This is a genomic window from Mucilaginibacter aquaedulcis (assembly GCF_030409325.1).
Classification (GTDB): domain Bacteria; phylum Bacteroidota; class Bacteroidia; order Sphingobacteriales; family Sphingobacteriaceae; genus Mucilaginibacter; species Mucilaginibacter aquaedulcis.
On sequence record NZ_JAUFPR010000004.1, the window covers coordinates 814,058 to 832,476 of the forward strand.

18 protein-coding genes are annotated in these 18,419 nt (G+C 41.7%); 9 read left to right on the forward strand and 9 right to left on the reverse strand.

Annotated features, from left to right (window positions below):
• Window positions 1-2: 2 nt before the first annotated feature.
• From QWZ01_RS21875 to nirB, 4 genes are all read right to left on the reverse strand, one after another.
• A complete protein-coding gene (locus tag QWZ01_RS21875) occupies window positions 3-1,298 on the reverse strand; it encodes an MFS transporter (RefSeq protein ID WP_290327128.1) in 1,296 nt (431 codons plus the stop codon).
• Between the two features lie 24 nt (window positions 1,299-1,322).
• A complete protein-coding gene (locus QWZ01_RS21880; protein ID WP_290327130.1) occupies window positions 1,323-2,864 on the reverse strand; it encodes an alginate export family protein in 1,542 nt (513 codons plus the stop codon).
• Between the two features lie 182 nt (window positions 2,865-3,046).
• Window positions 3,047-3,397 (reverse strand): nitrite reductase small subunit NirD, encoded by a 351-nt coding sequence (gene nirD, locus QWZ01_RS21885; protein ID WP_290327132.1) that lies wholly within the window; start codon window positions 3,395-3,397, stop codon window positions 3,047-3,049.
• 33 nt (window positions 3,398-3,430) lie between these two features.
• Window positions 3,431-5,920, reverse strand: a complete 2,490-nt coding sequence (gene nirB / locus QWZ01_RS21890) for a nitrite reductase large subunit NirB (RefSeq protein WP_290327134.1) — start codon at window positions 5,918-5,920, stop codon at window positions 3,431-3,433.
• A gap of 364 nt (window positions 5,921-6,284) precedes the next feature.
• On the opposite strand from nirB, the gene QWZ01_RS21895 reads away from it, so the two are divergent.
• From QWZ01_RS21895 to QWZ01_RS21915, 5 genes are all read left to right on the forward strand, one after another.
• Window positions 6,285-6,635, forward strand: coding sequence for a DUF7009 family protein (locus QWZ01_RS21895; RefSeq protein WP_290327137.1), 351 nt, complete (start codon window positions 6,285-6,287; stop codon window positions 6,633-6,635).
• 146 nt (window positions 6,636-6,781) lie between these two features.
• Complete coding sequence (locus tag QWZ01_RS21900; RefSeq protein ID WP_290327139.1) at window positions 6,782-8,374, forward strand: ABC-F family ATP-binding cassette domain-containing protein; 1,593 nt, start codon at window positions 6,782-6,784, stop codon at window positions 8,372-8,374.
• Between the two features lie 180 nt (window positions 8,375-8,554).
• Window positions 8,555-9,775, forward strand: a complete 1,221-nt coding sequence (locus QWZ01_RS21905; RefSeq protein WP_290327141.1) for a BamA/TamA family outer membrane protein — start codon at window positions 8,555-8,557, stop codon at window positions 9,773-9,775.
• A gap of 91 nt (window positions 9,776-9,866) precedes the next feature.
• Window positions 9,867-11,087: a sensor histidine kinase gene (locus QWZ01_RS21910; protein WP_290327143.1), complete on the forward strand. Its 1,221-nt coding sequence runs from the start codon at window positions 9,867-9,869 to the stop codon at window positions 11,085-11,087.
• A gap of 121 nt (window positions 11,088-11,208) precedes the next feature.
• The gene (locus QWZ01_RS21915; protein ID WP_290327145.1) at window positions 11,209-11,616 is read left to right on the forward strand and encodes a VOC family protein; all 408 of its coding nucleotides are present in this window, start codon (window positions 11,209-11,211) and stop codon (window positions 11,614-11,616) included.
• A gap of 14 nt (window positions 11,617-11,630) precedes the next feature.
• On the opposite strand, the gene QWZ01_RS21920 is transcribed toward QWZ01_RS21915, so the two are convergent.
• A complete protein-coding gene (locus QWZ01_RS21920) occupies window positions 11,631-12,533 on the reverse strand; it encodes a metallophosphoesterase family protein (RefSeq protein WP_290327146.1) in 903 nt (300 codons plus the stop codon).
• Between the two features lie 139 nt (window positions 12,534-12,672).
• Between QWZ01_RS21920 and QWZ01_RS21925 the strand changes: the two genes are divergently transcribed.
• Window positions 12,673-12,969, forward strand: a complete 297-nt coding sequence (locus tag QWZ01_RS21925; RefSeq protein ID WP_290327149.1) for a Dabb family protein — start codon at window positions 12,673-12,675, stop codon at window positions 12,967-12,969.
• Window positions 12,970-13,044: 75 nt separating this feature from the next.
• Here QWZ01_RS21925 and QWZ01_RS21930 read toward each other — a convergent pair whose 3' ends face one another.
• A complete protein-coding gene (locus tag QWZ01_RS21930) occupies window positions 13,045-13,599 on the reverse strand; it encodes a 5' nucleotidase, NT5C type (RefSeq protein ID WP_290327151.1) in 555 nt (184 codons plus the stop codon).
• 101 nt (window positions 13,600-13,700) lie between these two features.
• Between QWZ01_RS21930 and QWZ01_RS21935 the strand changes: the two genes are divergently transcribed.
• Together QWZ01_RS21935 and cysC are read left to right on the forward strand one after the other, a co-directional pair.
• Window positions 13,701-14,450 carry a DeoR/GlpR family DNA-binding transcription regulator gene (locus QWZ01_RS21935; protein ID WP_290327152.1) on the forward strand — a complete coding sequence of 250 codons (750 nt, stop codon included), beginning with the start codon at window positions 13,701-13,703 and terminating at the stop codon, window positions 14,448-14,450.
• Between the two features lie 93 nt (window positions 14,451-14,543).
• The gene (gene cysC / locus QWZ01_RS21940; protein ID WP_290327154.1) at window positions 14,544-15,152 is read left to right on the forward strand and encodes an adenylyl-sulfate kinase; all 609 of its coding nucleotides are present in this window, start codon (window positions 14,544-14,546) and stop codon (window positions 15,150-15,152) included.
• Between the two features lie 131 nt (window positions 15,153-15,283).
• Here cysC and QWZ01_RS21945 read toward each other — a convergent pair whose 3' ends face one another.
• Together QWZ01_RS21945 and QWZ01_RS21950 are read right to left on the reverse strand one after the other, a co-directional pair.
• Complete coding sequence (locus tag QWZ01_RS21945; protein WP_290327156.1) at window positions 15,284-15,472, reverse strand: DUF6358 family protein; 189 nt, start codon at window positions 15,470-15,472, stop codon at window positions 15,284-15,286.
• Window position 15,473: 1 nt separating this feature from the next.
• Entirely contained in the window at window positions 15,474-15,788 is a 315-nt protein-coding gene (locus tag QWZ01_RS21950; RefSeq protein WP_290327158.1) for a rhodanese-like domain-containing protein, read from the reverse strand.
• A 206-nt stretch (window positions 15,789-15,994) separates the two neighbouring features.
• On the opposite strand from QWZ01_RS21950, the gene QWZ01_RS21955 reads away from it, so the two are divergent.
• Window positions 15,995-17,113: a DUF4407 domain-containing protein gene (locus tag QWZ01_RS21955; RefSeq protein WP_290327159.1), complete on the forward strand. Its 1,119-nt coding sequence runs from the start codon at window positions 15,995-15,997 to the stop codon at window positions 17,111-17,113.
• Between the two features lie 158 nt (window positions 17,114-17,271).
• Here the strand turns inward: QWZ01_RS21955 and QWZ01_RS21960 are convergent, their stop codons facing one another.
• Window positions 17,272-18,351 (reverse strand): SGNH/GDSL hydrolase family protein, encoded by a 1,080-nt coding sequence (locus QWZ01_RS21960; protein ID WP_290327160.1) that lies wholly within the window; start codon window positions 18,349-18,351, stop codon window positions 17,272-17,274.
• Window positions 18,352-18,419 lie beyond the last annotated feature (68 nt).

Genomic DNA, 18,419 nt, shown 5'->3' on the forward strand with positions numbered 1-18,419 from the left:
AATTATACCATGCTACCGGCCATTACCGAATCGGGTTTTGCGTCAGGAACCGATTGTTTATAAAAGCGGGTTAAAAAAACAATTACTGCTACTACCATAACCGTGTAACCGATATAAGTAAAGGCCTGTACATAAGTAATAGAATCAGACTTAAAGAGGAACCCGAATAACATCCCGCCGAAATTTCCGCCGGCGCCAACTATACCGCTCACCAGACCTACGTTTTTGGTATTTACAAACGGGACTATTCCATAGGTTGCGCCATTGGCCATTTTAAGAAAAAGCGCGAACGATAACATAGAAATAATAGCAGCCAACAAGGTGCCCGACTGTGCGAAAAGGATAAGGCCAAATCCCTCAAAAAGTAGCACCCCGGCCAGTAACAAGCCCTTCCCGCGCATACCGAATTTACCGCCGACTTTATCTGACACGATACCGCCCAAAGCCCGGGCAAATAAATTCATGAACCCGAATATGCCCGCCCAAAAGCCTGCCGAACTTTGCGACAAGTGAAAGGAATCAACAAAGTGCAATGAGGCTACGTTATCAAAGGTGATTTCCATACCAAAGCACATGGCGTAAGAAAGGGTCAGCGCCCATATACGCCAGTCGGCCAAAATGCTCCAGTCGGTTTTTAATGATTTGCCCTGGGTGTAGCCAATCTCATCATAATTGCCATTAGGTGTATCTTTGGTATATTTTGAATATAAAAAGGCTATAACCAGCATCATTACTCCCGGCACAATCATGGCATAGCGCCAGGCTTGGGCGCTTGTATAGCCAAACCCAACTATGGTGGCAAATATCAACGGCATTACCATATTGGTTACGCCACCGCCCAGGTTGCCCCAGCCGCCGGTAACCGCATTAGCGGTGCCTTTAAGGTTTGGTGCAAACATCATAGATGTATGGAACTGGGTAATTACGAATGATGCCCCAATAATACCAATGGCCAGTCTGAATAATAAAAAGGTGGTATAATCATGTGCCAGGCCAACAAAAAACACGGGTAGCGATCCTACTAATAACAACCGGATAGCGGTTTTTCGCGGCCCCCAGGTATCGCAAAGTTTCCCAATAACAAGGCGGGCAATAATAGTTGCCGATACCGATGCTATGATGATATTGCCCACCTGCCCTTTAGTTAAATGCAATTCGGTGCGGATAGTAGGCATCAGCGGTGCCAGGCCAAACCAGCCGAAAAAACACACAAAAAACATGAGCCAGGTAATGTGAAACGTGCGCATTTGTACGCCTTTGAGCGAAAGTATGTTGAGTTTGGTCAGTTGATTCTTCATCGTTCTAAATTTTTAATGGGGTAATTATTTGTTTAGAAATTCGGGTTTGATGTTGATTTGCAGATAAGCCCACACCGGTTTTAAGTTAGCCGTGCCAGGTATAATGTTTTTTGCATATTCCATACTACGAGTGGCCGCCATGTAGGAGAAGCCCAGATCAATACCCGTAAACTTATTCAGCTTGTAGCCGGTTGTAAGGTCAAATTCGGTTCCTAAGTATTTGCCTATGGGTTGGCCATCATTGCCTTTTTGATCCTGAGCCAGCAGGAAATAAAGATTGGCCAGTTCGGTAGTAAAGCGGTTATTGGCCGATACATATTTTACTTTTAAATAGGGATTGCTCAAGCCCCCTGTAGGAGAGCCGCTAACCGCATAAAAATAATCCATATATCCCCAAAACTTATGCGGAGTGCCATAAAGGGGATCAAAACGGTGATTGGTTTTTGAGGTGGAAAAAGCATCATTCCCCGAAAGATAATCCCAGCCCGCAGTAAAGCATAAGGTATTAGGCTTATAACTTACAGAGCTGGTAAACATATACGCGTTTAACGATAAGCCTTCGCGGTCATGACCTCCCTGGTAATAGAAGCCGCCCGTTAAAGCCAGTTGATTTTTATCGCCAAAAACAGGATTGGCTAACAGACCTGTGGTGAAACGGGTATTTACGCCGGTTTGATTAAAGCGTTTGCCATACACGTAACCAACATCGGTACCCGAAGTATTTTTAACCGAATCAAGTACATATTTGCTAAACTGATCGGCCAGGAATAAGCCTGTTATTTTTGTTTTTTTGATTTTTTTGGCCGCGTACAAATATTCCAACGCTTTGTAGTTTTGAGTGGCGGCGTTGCTGCTCGGTGTATTTAAATAGGCTGGGCTCCCGTTTTTTGCACTAATACCCGCACTGTTAATCAGGGGGATCATGTTTGCAGGGGTATTTACCAAGTTGCCTTTACTGTCCTTTATGGTTGCCGGGATATTGGCTGGGGTATAAAAGGTACCATTGTAGTTAATCGCATCAGAGTTTTGATTAAACGCTGCGCCCAGGTCAAGCTGCCAGCCGTTTTGCAGCATTTTTAAAACAATGGCATCATGGCGACGACCCTGCTGCATCCAGTCTAAATTGCCCAGCAGACGTTCATCGTCATAAACTAATTCCTGCCTGCCTATTTTGATAGCGAAGTAATCAACCGGGGATGATTTAAAGGATGTGTCTTTTTTGTTGGATAAAATAATTTCGGCCCAGGCTTCATGTAATCCTAATTTGTTACCATCGGCAGCGGTTATGGTGGAGGCATCCTGACCCCAAAGCCTTACGTCCTGAACGGTGGTGTGAAAGATGAGTTTGCTCGATCTGTAATCAAGCGTTAAACGCGTTCGTTGGGAAATAAAGGCTGCATCTTTATAACCGGTGGTTTGCAGCGTACCGTAACCATCCCTTAATTCGCCACGGGTGCGCAGTTGTCCTGAAAATGAAACCTGAGCGTTTACATTGATACAGGAAAAACATACTACCAGAAATGCAATAGCAGGAATAGTGCATTGATTTAATACATTTTTGTACATTTGAGATAGTTTTTTTATTTGTTAAAGCAAGAAAACTGTTTAACCCTGTCTGGGAATGCGACCTCCCGACAGGGCTTTTTTATGTTTATTATTTAAAAGTTTTTATTCATAGTTACTGGTTATAGTTTTATACTATTAGGTTTTTTTGAAGACTTATTTAAGGCTGATGCTCTCGGAGAAAGCTAAGCTATGCCGATATAAACCTTGCCGTCGGTAACTTTTACCGGGTAGGTTTTAATCTGGTATTCCTCACCGCTGAGGCACTCGCCGCTAATGAGTGAAAATGCCTTTTTGTGAAATGGACAGGCCACTTTAGGGGTACAATCTTCACCGGTGCTGCCGATCATCCCCCGCGAAAGTGCCATCTGCTGTTTGTGCGGACAAAGGTTTTGTGTAGCATACCATTCGCCCCGGCGCGAAAAATTATATAGCGCTATCTGCTCATCGCCATGCTTAACGCAGGCACCTCCGTTTTCGGGTACATCATCTGTGTAGCAGGCCAATACCCATTCAATATCTGCAACTGTTTCCATGTTTATGTTTTTTAGTTGTTAGTATAGTTTTATTTACCATTGGGCTTTTACCTGCTCGCGCATAACTTCAAATTTTACCGAAGGATCTTTTTCCTGGGGCGCGTTGATAAAGTGAGCAAAACGCTTGCGCAGATCAGGGTTTTCCACAACCTCTTTCCATTCACAGTGGTACGTATCCACCAGTTGCTGCATTTCTTCATCCAGCTTTTCGGCAATACCCAGGCTGTCGTTAACAACCACGTTTTTCAGGTAGCTCATACCGCCGTCCATTTTGTTTAGCCATGTGGCGGTACGGGTAAGCGGATCGGCAGTTTTAATGTAAAACATCAGAAACCTGTCAATGTATTTGATGCAGGTAGCGCTGTCAACATCGGTTGCCAGTAGCTGGGCATGCTGTGGTTTAGAGCCACCATTGCCGCACACATATAGGTTCCAGCCTTTTTCGGTAGCTATGATGCCAAAGTCTTTTGACTGAGCCTCAGCGCATTCCCTGATACAACCGCTTACGCCACCCTTGAGTTTATGCGGGGCACGTATGCCCTTATATCTGTCTTCAATTTCAATGGCAAAGGATACACTGTCATGTAAGCCGAAGCGGCACCAGGTGCTACCCACACAGCTTTTTACGGTACGGAGTGCTTTACCATAAGCATGGCCGCTTTCAAAACCAGCATCTATGAGTTCTTCCCAAATTTCGGGCAGGTCATTAATGTGAGCGCCAAACATATCAATACGCTGGCCACCGGTTATCTTGGTATACAGGCCATATTTTTTAGCAACCTGGCCAATCACAATCAATTTATCGGGTGTGATCTCGCCGCCGGGTATACGTGGTACTACCGAATAAGTGCCGCCCTTTTGTATATTGGCCAGGTACCTGTCGTTACTATCCTGAATGGTATCTTGTTTTACAATAACATCATTCCAAAGGCTTGATAATATACTGGCTACCGCGGGTTTGCAAACTTCGCAGCCATCGCCTTTACCAAAGTGATCCAGTACCAGGTCGTAGTTTTTAACCTTGTTTATTTTTACAAGGTCATAAAGCTCCTGGCGCGAGTAGTCAAAATGCTCGCACAGAACATTTTTAACATATTGGCCGTTGGCTTTCATGGTTCCGGCTATGAGATCTTTTACTAACGGAACGCATCCGCCGCAGCCAGTGCCGGCTTTTGTACATTTCTTGATCTCATCAATACTGCATGCTCCTTCATTAACAGCCGAACAGATATCTGATTTTGTTATCGCCTCGCACGAGCAGATCAGGGCTTCGTCAGGCAGATTCATAACACCTGCGCCTTCATTAGCTTCTCCTCCACGTGAGCCTAAGATCAGGTCTTCGGGGTTTGGAGGCAATGCGATTTTATTATTTACAGTTTGCAGCAGCATGTTGTAGGCATCGGCATCGCCAATTAAAATGCCGCCCAATAAATACTTGCCATCGTTACTAATGTTGATGCGTTTATATGTGCCTTTGTGGGTATCTTCAAATATAATGGTGCGGCAATCGGGCTCAGTTATAAATGCATCGCCAAAGCTGGCTACATCAACACCAATAAGTTTAAGTTTGGTGCTCATGTCATAACCATAAAAGCCTTTTTCGCCGCCAGTTAGGTAGGTGGCAACAATATCGGCCATTTCATAGCCGGGTGCAACCAGACCGTATATCATACCTTCGTAAAGGGCACATTCGCCAATGGCAAAAATGTGCTCATCACTTGTTTGCATTTTTTCATTTACAATGATACCTCCACGGGTGCCAACATGCAGACCGGCCAACTTTGCCAGCTCATCGCGCGGGCGAATACCTGCCGATATCACCATCATATCTATTGGCAGGCGTGAATCATCATTAAACTGAAGTGCTTCTATTTTGTGCTGACCAACAAAGGCAGCTGTATTTTTATTAAGGTGGATATTTAAGCCCAGGCTTTTTAATTTTGATAACAGCATGCTGCTACCCGCCGAATCAATTTGCCGTGGCATTAGCCTTGGTGCAAATTCAATCACATGGGTTTCTTCAATACCCAGATCTATCAGTGCTTTGGCGGCTTCCAGGCCCAAGAGGCCACCTCCCATTACGGCACCTACTTTGGCGTTGGCTGCGTAGGCTTTAATAAGGTCAAGATCATCTATTGTTCTGTAAACAAAAACGCCCTCTTTTTCAACCCCCGGAATGTCAGGGACAAACGCAGATGAGCCGGTAGCCAATATCAGGTAATCGTACCTAACGGTTAGTCCCTTTAAAGAGTGTACTGTTTTTTCGGTGCGGTTTATTTCCTGTACAGGGTCATTCAGGTGCAGCTTGATGTTGTTGTCTGTATACCAGGAGGCGGTAGATAATGAAAGTTCAGTTGCTGATTTTCCATTAAAATATTCGCTGAGGTGAACCCTGTCATACGCTATGCGGTTTTCTTCCCCAAAAACAATGATATTGAAATGTGATGATTTGGCTAATAGCTTTTCACAAAACTTATAGCCCACCATTCCATTGCCAACAACTACTATGGTTGGTTGAAACATATCCTGATTTTTTAAATGTTAAAGCAAAAACTGTTTTTATAATGCATTAAAGTGCGACCGTTAAGCATTATGGTAACAATATTAATTATTTAAATCAATAATTTGATGTTTTTGGTTAATTAAAATCTTGATTTTTGATAATTTTTATGATTTTAATAATATTTATATTGTTTTATACTTTAATTTTTGCATATTTTTATGATGTGTGTTGTTTTTGGGCAAAATAAAATTGTTATAATTGAATTAAATGCGGCTTTTGGTTGTTTTTTATTGATTTAAAAACATAAAAAGAAAATTTTTATTAAAAAATTCCTATTAAAAAGCTTATAAATGACTCAATTGTCAAATTAAAACTTAATTAATTATGAAAATAAGGATCAAAGGGAACTCGTTGCGCTATCGTTTGAGCAAAACTGATGTGGAAAGCTTTTTTAATAATGGTTATCTGGAAGAAAAAACTGCTTTTGGACATACTATGTTAACCTATGCTTTACAAGTGTATGATGGAGATCGTTTATCAGCAGGTTTTGAGAATAATAAAATTGTAGTTTTTGTACCCGAAATAATAGCCAGCAACTGGACCAAAACCGAAAGGGTTGGGTTTGACGAAACTGACGGGGCACTTTATTTACTCGTAGAAAAAGACTTCCAATGTTTAGATAATACAGCCGAGGATCAAAGCGATAACTATCCTAACCCCTCATTGGTTTGTTAGGTGTTTTTTGTTTGGGGTAAGTTTTTTTCTTATCATTGCACATAACCAAAAAGTACGCATATATGTGATCATAATTTCTTTCAGGAAAATAACGCAGCACCTTACACAGGCAGGCTGTAATTATTCACTCTTTAAAGAAAGAAATTATGCTTATTCTTCAAGACATTACATATATACATCCCAACAGAGATCTATTGTTTGCTGATATAGATCTGATCATCAATAAACAAGATAAGGTTGCACTCATAGGCAATAATGGCTCAGGAAAATCAACTTTGCTTAAAATTTTTGCAGGCGAACTGCAACCCACCAGCGGATTGGTTAAAACCAGTTCCATACCGTATTATGTGCCACAGATTTTTGGGCAGTACAATCATTACACCATTGCCGAGGCGCTGCGGATAAATCACAAGTTAAACGCGCTAAAAGAAATTCTGAATGGTCATCTAACCGAAGAAAACATGACTTTGCTCGATGATGACTGGGCCATTGAGGAAAGATGCCGGGAAGCACTCGCGTATTGGAAACTGGATGAGTTTGAGCTTTCGCAAAAAATGGAAAGCTTAAGCGGCGGACAAAAAACGAAAGTCTTTTTGGCGGGCATCGGTATCCATCGCCCTGAAATTGTTTTGTTGGATGAGCCAAGCAATCATTTGGATGAGTTTGGCCGAAACATGTTATACCATTACATAACCAACACCACGAATACTTTATTGTTTGTAAGCCATGACCGTACCCTATTAAATCTTTTAGATACCGTTTGCGAACTCAGCAATCATGGTATAAGTACCTATGGCGGCAATTATGAGTTTTATGCCGAACAAAAAATGATAGAAAGTGATGCCCTGGGCCAGGATCTGAAAAGCAAGGAAAAAGCACTTCGCAAGGCTAAGGAAATTGAAAAGGAGTCATTGGAAAGGCAGCAAAAGCTTGATGCCCGGGGCAAGAAAAAGCAGGAAAAGGCCGGGTTGCCTACCATTTCCATGAAAACATTTAAAAATAGTGCTGAAAAAAGTACTTCACGCATGAAAGGTGTTCATGCCGAAAAGGTTGGTGCTATTTCGCAGGAACTAACCCAGCTGCGTAAGGAACTGTCCGGTGTGGATAAGATGAAGATAGACTTTGATAATTCTGCTCTTCATAAAGGGAAAATATTGGTCACGGCAAGAAATGTAAATTTTGCATACGGCGGCCAGCAGCTTTGGAAACAGCCTTTGAGCTTCCAAATAACAAGCGGCGAGCGCCTGGCCGTAAAGGGGTTAAATGGGTCGGGTAAAACCACCTTAATAAAAATGATATTGGGTGAACTTATGCCCCGCTTTGGTACAATTGACCGGGCCGATGTTAAAGCCATATATATTGATCAGGATTATTCATTGATTGATAATAAACTGAGCGTTTACGAGCAGGCGCAGCAATTTAACTCGGGTGCATTGCAGGAGCATGATATCAAGATCCGTTTAAACCGGTTTTTGTTTACCAAAGAATACTGGGATAAGCTATGCTTGGCGCTAAGTGGTGGCGAAAAAATGCGGTTAATGCTGTGCTCATTAATCATAAGCAGCCAGGCGCCCGACATTATTGTGCTGGATGAGCCAACCAACAACCTGGATATTCAAAATATTGAGATATTAACTTCGGCAATTGATCAATACCAAGGAACACTCATCGTAGTATCGCACGATGAATATTTTTTAAAAGAAATTAATGTGAAAAATTCAATGATATTGGGTCAATAATGATGCTTTAAACGGGCTACAAATAGTTTATAAGTTAAAATGGAGTTTGATTGCCAACAAAATACAACGTGGCTGGTTATAACGTATAGTTATCAGCGTGATAACTGCCCGCTTTGCCGGTTTTAATGAAGTGTTCATTATAAATTTCAGGCAGGCTTAACCCTGAAATAAGTTATTAATATGCGCCAATATCTTCTCTTACTTATTTGCCTGTTACCTTTTACTCTGTTTGCTCAAGCGCCTATACCTATACCTAAAAGTGGGCCAGCCGTTAAAGATACCGCCAACAAAACCGATTTAATTGATGTCGCTAAGGGTGTATTCCGTATAGCACCGAATAAAATGCGCAGCCAGGGTCAGAAAAAAATATATTTTTCCATTTTGCCCGTGAGCGGTGCAGCACCAGGTGGAAATGGTAGGGCATTAGTTACCAGTACTACAGCGGGTATATATTTGGGGCCTGCAAGCACTACCAATTTATCAAGTGCCTCATTTGCGCCATACTGGAATTTTCACAGTCGTTTTGGTTTGCCGCTGCGTACCAGTGTATGGTTGCCTGATAATACCTGGAATATACAGGGCGATATTCGATTCCTGGTTTATCCTCAATATACCTGGGGTTTGGGCAGCAGTCATGGCACTGATGAAAAAACGCTTGTAAATTACCGGTATATCAGGTTTTATCAGAGCGCGTTGAAAAAAATCACGCCTTACTTTTTTGCCGGTTTGGGTTATAATCTCGATTATCATTCGGGTATTAAAAGTGATGATCCAAACATTAACCTCACACAATACACAGGGTATAAATATGGTACCAACGGAAGCTCGGTTTCTTCGGGTATTAGTATGAATGTTTTATATGATACCCGGAATAACTCCATTAACCCGCTGCCTGGTGCCTACGCCAGTTTGGTTTACCGGGAAAATCCCGGTTTTTTGGGGAGCGATAACAGCTGGCACTCTGTGTATATCGATCTGAGAAAATACATTCCGCTAAACCCCTCCAAACCTAACCAGCAAAACACCTTTGCGGTATGGACATATTACTGGACTGTTTTGGGCAGCAATGCCCCCTACCTTGATCTGCCAAGTATTGGCTGGGATCCCTATAACCGCTCGGGCAGGGGTATGGATCAAAACCGCTACCGGGGCGGCTCGTTATTTTATCTTGAGGGTGAATACAGACGCGATATTACTCCAAATGGTTTGCTGGGCTTTGTAGTATTTGCCAACGCCAATACCGTAAGCGGTTCCGGAACGCTTTTTACCTCCTGGCATCCGGCGGCGGGTACCGGCTTAAGGATCAAGTTCAATAAAGGCTCAGGCACCAATATTGGTATTGATTATGGCTTTAGTAAAGGGTATAATTCAATTACCCTTGGGCTGGGAGAGGCATTTTAACAGTTCAACGATAGTTTTTGCCCACTCACCGAATAATGGGTGCTATATGCGTCCGCTTGTGATAGTTTTATAATAGCAAACTATCAAAACCATGGCAACATTAACCCAATACCCCCAGCTTAACAAAAAGGAAAAATTCCATTCTCAGGCTTTTGGGCAGCAGGCACCCTTTGGTGGGAGCGATTTGCAAAAGCCATTTCCGGGAGAAGTACTTAATCCGTATGCCTTTCTGGTTAATATTTCTGAGCGTTCACTCACAAGAGAAACTGCCATAACCAATGTTTTGACCACAGCCGGAATAGGCATGTGGAGCTACAGTGTATACACTAAAAAATTCCACCTTGATCCGGTGGCCAGTCGGTTCCTGGAGCTAAAGGGCAGTATAACATTCAGTTTAAGTGCATTGATGCGTAAACTGGTTGAGTGGAAGCAGGAGGATATTTTAAACACCGCTACAACTGCCTGCAAAAACAACCGGGAGTTTGAAGCCCAGCTGCAGATTAGTAACAGGACGGATAACCAGTGTAAATGGGTTAAAATAACAGGGAAGCTTTATTGTAATGACGGCATTGCCATGAAAATGATGGGCACCATTACTGATATTACATCCTTAAAAAAAGAAGAAGATTTAAAAAGGGATCTGATGGCCTTTTTAAGTCATGAACTCAGAACACCCTTGAGTGTTGCCAAAATATATATTCAAAATGCCGGGCGACTGGCAAAAACCGAAAATAATACTGTTATAGAAGGTAAAATGACCCAGGCCGACCAGCAAATGGTATTCATGGCTGGGCTTATTGATAACTTTTTAACCCTATCGCAAGTGCAAAATAATCGTTTAGCTTTAAATAAATCCTATTTTGATTTAACTGAGTTGGTCATGAATGTAATGTCGGATATGGCTTGTCTGTATCCTGAGCGCGTGTTTAAGTTCAATTTGACTGAATCAATTTATGTTTGTGCCGATCAGGATAAGGTTGTTCAGGTATTAACAAACTATATAACCAATGCGGTTAAGTTCTCATCTTCAAAAAGTCATATACAGATAGCCTGTAAAAAATCCGGAACTGATGTCATTGTATCAGTAAAAGATAAGGGGTGCGGTATTGAAGCGGAAGGGCAAAAGCTTTTATTTAATAAATATTGCCGTGTTGAGCAGGAAAACCAGATCCGTACCAAGGGTTATGGTTTGGGTTTGTTTTTATGCCGCGAAATTATTGAAAGCCATGAGGGAAAAGTTTGGGTGAATAGCGAAGTGGATAAGGGCTCAACCTTTTATTTCAGCCTGCCGGTAAACGGAGATCGTATTTAACCGGGGATAATGATTTTGTCGTAATTGTCCTCTCAATTGTCGTATTACGCCCCCATTATTTTGCTTTGCAGTACCGATTTTTGTTTTATCGGTAAACTATAGCTGAAAAAGACGCAATGCAATGGCTAATATTCAATCATACCTAACCTTTAACGGAAATTGCCTGGAAGCGATGACCTTTTACCAGGAGTGCCTTGGCGGAGAGCTTGTTGTTCAAACAGTAGGTGAACTGCCCCTTGCCGAACCAATGCCGCCCTGCATGAAGCAATGTGTTTTGCATTCCACACTAATTAAAAACGACCTGGTGCTTACTGCCTCTGATATGGTGCCCGAGGCTGGTTTAATAAAAGGCAATTCGGTTTCACTGCTCCTGAACTGCAACAGCGAAACCGAAGCTTATGATTATTACAACCGTTTATCGGTTGGCGGAGATGCTACCCATCCTTTAAATACTACTTTTTGGGGAGCCATATTCGGCGACCTAACCGATAAATTCGGCAACCAATGGCTTATTAGTTGCGACGGATAGCCAGGGGCTGTTGATCAATAATTAATGTATTCTTCCGTAAAGCTTCCATCGGCATAAAGGTCAAGCACACCATAGCCAGGAGCAGTTTCCCTTCTGTTGCCCTCCCACCAGGCACCACTAACCGCGCCATTGCATATATAGGTAACGTTGTTATAGATCAGTTTTTCGCGCAGGTGAATATGACCGCTCAGGCAAAGCTTAACATTCGGGTGTTGGTAAAACAGGTTTATTATTTTGGCATTATCGGTATGCATATCACCACCAAGCATTACCCATTTATTTACTGTATTTTCCTCAATAAGGTTGGTGGCCGTTAAAACAGGAATATGAGTTAAAACCAATACCGGCATAGTTGGGGCTGTGGCTTTAAGCTCTTGTTCAAGCCAGCTAAACTGTTCGTCGCCCAGTTTGCCAATGTACCAGGTGTTATCAATATCAAGGTGAACACTATCCAGGATGATAAATTTCCAACCGTTTTGAACAAAACTATAGTATGGTTTAACCAGACCTAACTGATCCATGGCATATTTTTTTCCATAGATGGCCTGTCCCTTGTCGTCCTCGTTCCACCAGATGTCATGATTTCCAAGGCAATAACGTACGGGTATGCTGCACTCAGCTTTCATGATTGATTTGGAAAGCTGCCACTGGTCATTAATAGTACTGATATTTTCTTTATTCATATCAAATACAATGTCGCCGCCGTTTAGTACAAGATCAACCTTTGGGCTTTGCTGCTGCATGTGGTGCAGGCATTTTACAAACCGGGCTGGTGCATCAAACTTGTTTTTAAGGTGTATATCAGTTAAGTGGGCAACACGTAATACCGGTTGCTTTTTTGTAGATGTGCTGGCTAATGTTATGGAGGGGACTAACAGTAATCCACCGATGTTTTTAAGTACCGATCTTCTTTGCATAAAATAGAATGTGGCTGTAAAATTGCGTTATTTATATTCATTTTGGCTTAAATCAAAGTTAAATAATGCACCTCCGGAGAATTTGAAAAATTCAACCTTGATCAAAACGGCTATTTATTACATTTGGAAAAAATACAAAATGATAGCACATCACGTTTTATTCTGGCTAAAAGCCGACACTACCGACGATCAAAAAATAGCTTTCCGTAAAGGCCTGCAAAGTTTAGAGCATATTGAAACTATTAAAACAATTCATATTGGTACACCAGCCGCTATTGAGCGTACTGTTGTTGACACTACCTATACCTTTAGCCTGGTGTTGTTTTTTGAGGATATGGCCGGGCATGATGTATACCAGGTTCACGACGTGCATGAGGCTTTCTTAGATGAGTTTCGCCCATTGTTTGAGAAGGTTGTAATTTATGATGCCGAATAAGCATAGTAATATAAAAACGAGAAAGCCGCTTTAGTTTAAGGCGGCTTTCTTGTTAAGGGTGATATAGGGTGATGTTTATTGTTCGGTCACTAAGCTTTTTTCACTTTTTAAAAGGGCCAAAACCTCTGTCCATGAGTTAACCCGTTGATGATGATCAATATTGGTATTATGTGCGGCATTGAACATGATGGTTGTGCCTTTAAACTTATCCAGATTTTTAGGGTGATCATCTATCATGTAATCGGTATTAATCAGGCTTTTATCTCCGCAGAAAACAATATGGGTCCAGGGAATAAAAGGGAAATGTTCTTTTAGCCATTCATACTTTTCGGGAAGCGATTGCGGAAATTCCATAGCTGCCGATACAATATAAATTTCAAAATCTTTCATCAGCTCAGTTATGGCCTCCACGGCACCGGGCATTACCGGCAGGGTGCGAAAGAACCCCGGGGTAAAAGCGAACTTGCGGCAAGCATCCTTTTCAGGAAAGCCTTCGCCTTCGGGTTTTCCCAATATCTGTTCGTACGGAATTTGTACTCCGTAAACATTATAATACCAGGCTAAAAAGTGTGTATCGGTATCGGCCAAAACACCATCCATATCAACGGCTATCCTTTTTAAAGTTTTCATGATGCAATATTATGCAATTATTTTCTATAATTTGCAATTTTAATGTTAATTAATTGCAAATTTTTGCAATGTTTAATTTCTTCTTATACCTATATTTGTTGATGCTTAAAGCGGAACGACTTCAAAAAATAGTTGAACAGGTTGCCAAAGACAATAAAGTGATTCTTGATGATCTGAGCCAATTGCTTAATGTATCAACCGATACGGTGAGGCGCGATATTAAGGAGCTATCAGATAAAGGATTGTTAAAAGCTGTGCGCGGTGGGGCAATTGTTGGTTCGCCGGTACACCCCCACTTTAAGGAACGTCAGCATATTGATACCCAGCAAAAAAAGGTGATTGCTCAAAAGGCGCTGGAGTTTATTAAGCCTGGACTTGTTTTACTGGTTAATGCCGGAACTACCACTACCGCTGTAATTTCTGCATTACCTAAAGATATATCCTTAACCGTGATTACCAATAGCTTCCCTGTGGTATCAATTTTGGAAGATTATCCTAATGTTAATGTGTTTTTTATAGGCGGTCAACTTAATAAGCCTGCTTTTTCAACTATTGGATATGAAACCATCGAGGCCATCAGAAATTTCAGGGCCGATGTATGCCTGCTGGGAATTTGCAGTATTGATTTAAAGGTTGGGATAACAGGTTTTACTTATGAAGAAAGCCTGGTTGATAGGGCCATGATCGAAACATCAAAGTATGTCATCGCGCTATCCACCTATGATAAAATTGGTGTTTCTGACCCCTATTATGTTTGCGCGGCAAATGCCATTGACGCGTTGATCACCGAAAAAGATCCTTCTCTGGCAGATCTGGATGGCTTTAAGGATGCCGGAATAATGATCAAATAGCCTGATTAAACTATGTTGATTGCTTTTAAGGGTAGGCTCATTGTGCTTCGCTGAAGGATAAAAGGTAAATTTATTACCAGACAGCGCCTGACAATGATCCACAAAAACATAACCCCTGTTGAAAACATAATTTGCCTTAATAACATTGAGCAAAAAAACAGGCACAAGGCAGCCGTGGTTTGGCTCACGGGCTTAAGCGGCTCGGGCAAATCGGCTGTTGCTGCAAATGTATGTTCAAAGTTGTTTCAACACAACTGCCAGGTGTTTGTGCTTGATGGCGATAACCTCAGGCTTGGGTTAAACCGTGATCTTTCCTTTTCCCGTGAACATCGTTGGGAAAATATCAGAAGAGCAGGTGAGGTGGCTCATCTCTTTTATCAATCAGGGTCGATTGTGCTATGCTCTTTTATATCGCCTTTTGAAACCGATAGGAGTGTCGTAAAAGAAATGTTCCCGGAAGAGAGGTTTTTGGAGATCTATGTAAAATGCCGCGTTGAAGAATGTATTAGAAGGGATCCGAAAGGCTTGTATAAAAAAGCCTTGAATAATGATATTCCCGATTTTACAGGTATAACCTCTCCATATGAGTGTCCTCAAAACCCCGCATTGACCATTGATACCGAAACAAATGACATTGATGAATCTGGTGATAAAATAATTGCGCTTTTGAGGCGGAAGGGTATTACAGATAGTTTAGCATAAATGCTGGAGCGAGGTTACCCGCACCTTATATTAAGGTAGGATGTGTAAACCATTTTCAACAGGTATCTATATCCTGCCAATAAGGGTCTGCACACCATCCCTGAAAATATCCTGAACACCCGGGCGGGTAACTACTTTTTTAATTGAGAATTCTTAACTTCTTTAAGCAGCCTTATTTTTAATACAATTACAACGCCTGCAATTAATATAGCAGCACCCAGTAATGTAAAGTTCTTGCTTGAATTAGCCTGGTATGCAACAAAAAGGCATAACACGATGCCTACTGTATACAATACATTTAGCACTAACTTAAAACCCATATTAATATACGTTAAGTGTAGGGTCAATTTCTGATGCCCATGCCAAAATACCACCTTGTAGGTTATAAAGGTTGCTGTAGCCTAATTGCTGTAACTGCATAATGGCAGCTGCACTGCGTTTTCCGCTGCGGCACATTACCACAACCGGTTTATCTTTACTTATTTTATCGGCTTCAATTAAAATGCCGCCGAGCGGTATTAATTGGCCACCCAAATTAGAGGTTTCATACTCAAAATCTTCCCTAACATCAATAAGCTGAAAATCTTCACCTTTATCCAGTTTTTCTTTTAGTTCCTGTACGGTTATCTCGTTCATGTCAAATAAATTATAATCCAAAGGTAGCTTTTTTCTGCATCAAATAATTAAGCCCGATTTTTGTAACAATAGGTGTGTAAGTGCGTTTTATATATAATTTTGCACGCCTATTGCCTTTAAAGCGGCATTAGCTATAAAATAACGATGGTAAGTGAATTGTTTAGCATACAAATTACCCCATCGGAAACTAAAAATATAACACATAAATGAAAAAAGTTACACGCTTTTTCTGGTTCTGTTCAGGAGCGCACATTGATACCCTTAAAAAATACCCGATAGAACACAATAAATATGTAGGCATTGGCGCAACCATATTTTTTACAGCCTTGTTTGCCTCGCTCTCTGGCGGGTATGCCATGTACTTTGTTTTTAACGGCGATGCCTTTGCCGTAGGCTTTGCTATTTTATTCGGGATACTTTGGGGCACAGCCATTTTTAACATGGACCGCTATATTGTATCAAGTATAAATAAGGATGGTACTACTAATCAGCAAATATTGCAGGCTTCGCCGCGTATTTTGCTGGCTATTATGATAGGTGTGGTTATTTCGCGGCCTCTTGAACTCAAGATATTTGATAAAGAGATACGCCAGAAGCTAAAAACGGCTTATCTGAAAGGGCAGCACCGTAAAATTGATACCCTTGAAAAAACCTATCAGCAAAAGTATGCTATGGAGATGGGTAAAAACGGAGATCTGAAAAAGGAAAAGGATTCGTTGGAGAAAGACATCAACCGCTCACGCTTTCAACTTAATCAGGAAGTTTTTGGCGATAAAACCAATCAAACTTCAGGTATAACCGGTTACGGAACGTATGCCAAGCAAAAGCAGCAGGTACTGGAAGAAAAGGAAAGCCGGCTGAAAGAGGTTACTCAAAACCTAGGGCAAATGGATGATTACCTTGCCGCCCGGAAAGATTATGAAGGCTTGAACAGTACACGGCTTTTTTCTGAACATCAGTTGGATAGCCTCACCAATATTGCCGGTTTCAGCGACAGGAACTGGGCGCTGGGACAGCTTACCTACAATGAAAACGGCTCACGCGATCTGGATACTTACCTGGCTATTTCGTTTATTGGGTATCTGTTCATTTTATTTGAGTGTTTGCCGGTTTTTGTAAAGCTGATGTCGCCTAAAGGGCCTTATGATGTGGCCATTGCAAAAACTGCCGAAGCGAATATTTACTTTGCCGAGAAAGATAAAGACCGGGATATAGCTGTTACTGATAATATTTATGATCATAACCTGGATACCGACGTTCAGCGGCGCAAAAAGATCATCACCTCACAATCTAATTATGATTTTGAGCGGCATAGTTACGAGTAGATTCAGAAGACTACCCTTAAACACTTACGAAGTTTTTAAAACTTCGTAAGTGTTTAATAGCTAAAATAAGTTTGTGATGCTGAACGACGTGAAGCATCTATTGTAAGATGTGCAAATTCACGAATAGATTATTCGTTCCCCCGATGACAACAATATTTCTACCAGTCTTTCAATTGTTTAAGATAAGCGGTTAGTTCATCAGCTATAAACTCATGTTCTTTCATGTCAGGGTGGCCTCCGCAGCCCTGGTAATATCTCCGGGAGAAAAAATATTTGAAAACCTTTTTGTCGCCATTGCTATTAGCATCGGCGGTAATGGCGGTTATGTAACGCTGCAGCACTGTTGATAGTTTTTCATCGGCCATTGGGCTGCTCAAGCAAACGATATCCGCCGCGGGATACTTTTGCCGTATTGTTTTAAGGAACTTAGTGTAAACATCGCAATAAAGGGTAGAATCCTGTATGCCATCATTTTGACCAAGGCATACAGTAACCACATCGGGCTGGTAACGTTTAAAATCCCAGCTTAACGAATCATTACGAAGATAAATCTTATCAAACACCCGGGGCATTTCAACATCCATATTACAGCAACTATGCACCAAGCCTATGCCCGAAACCGCCGTAAGCTGCCACTGCGCATTCAGGTTGCGTGATGTACGCGGGCCATAGCTCATATAGGCATTATGCTGATCATACCATTCGCCCTTACCGCAGGGCATGATAGATTGATCCATGCCGGCCCCGCTGGTCATGGAGTCGCCAATGTATTCAATTTTACGGGTTGGCTGCGGCAGCGACGGTAAAAGTTCACGGCAACGGATGCCTACAAAATCTATATAACCAATGTTCGATTCTGTATTCTTACAGATCACTATAGTATGCTCCCCATCGGCAAGGCCTTCGGCAACGGTTATTGCGTTGGTTTTCCCGGTAGTTTGTACCCGGTAAGGGGTATTGTTATCAACAGCTATCTCGAGATAATTGTGATTTTTGCCATACAATACCTCATCGTTGATAATCAATTCACATTTTTTGCCTTTAAAGCGTGCCCTGATATAAACACCCGGCGACCACATTCGGGGTTTCAGCGGGTTTGAAAAGTCGATACGGCCAACATATTGTATATATGTATTATTGGCCTTAAATAATTTAAGATCGTTGGTAAGTATTGCTGCATTGGTATTCAATGATATATGCAGGAGTACGGAAAAAAGTAGACCAGTTATATACTTCATCGGCCGCCAATATAGGGGTAAAATCACCTATTTGCCAACACCGGCTTCAATACTTTTATAACTTTAGG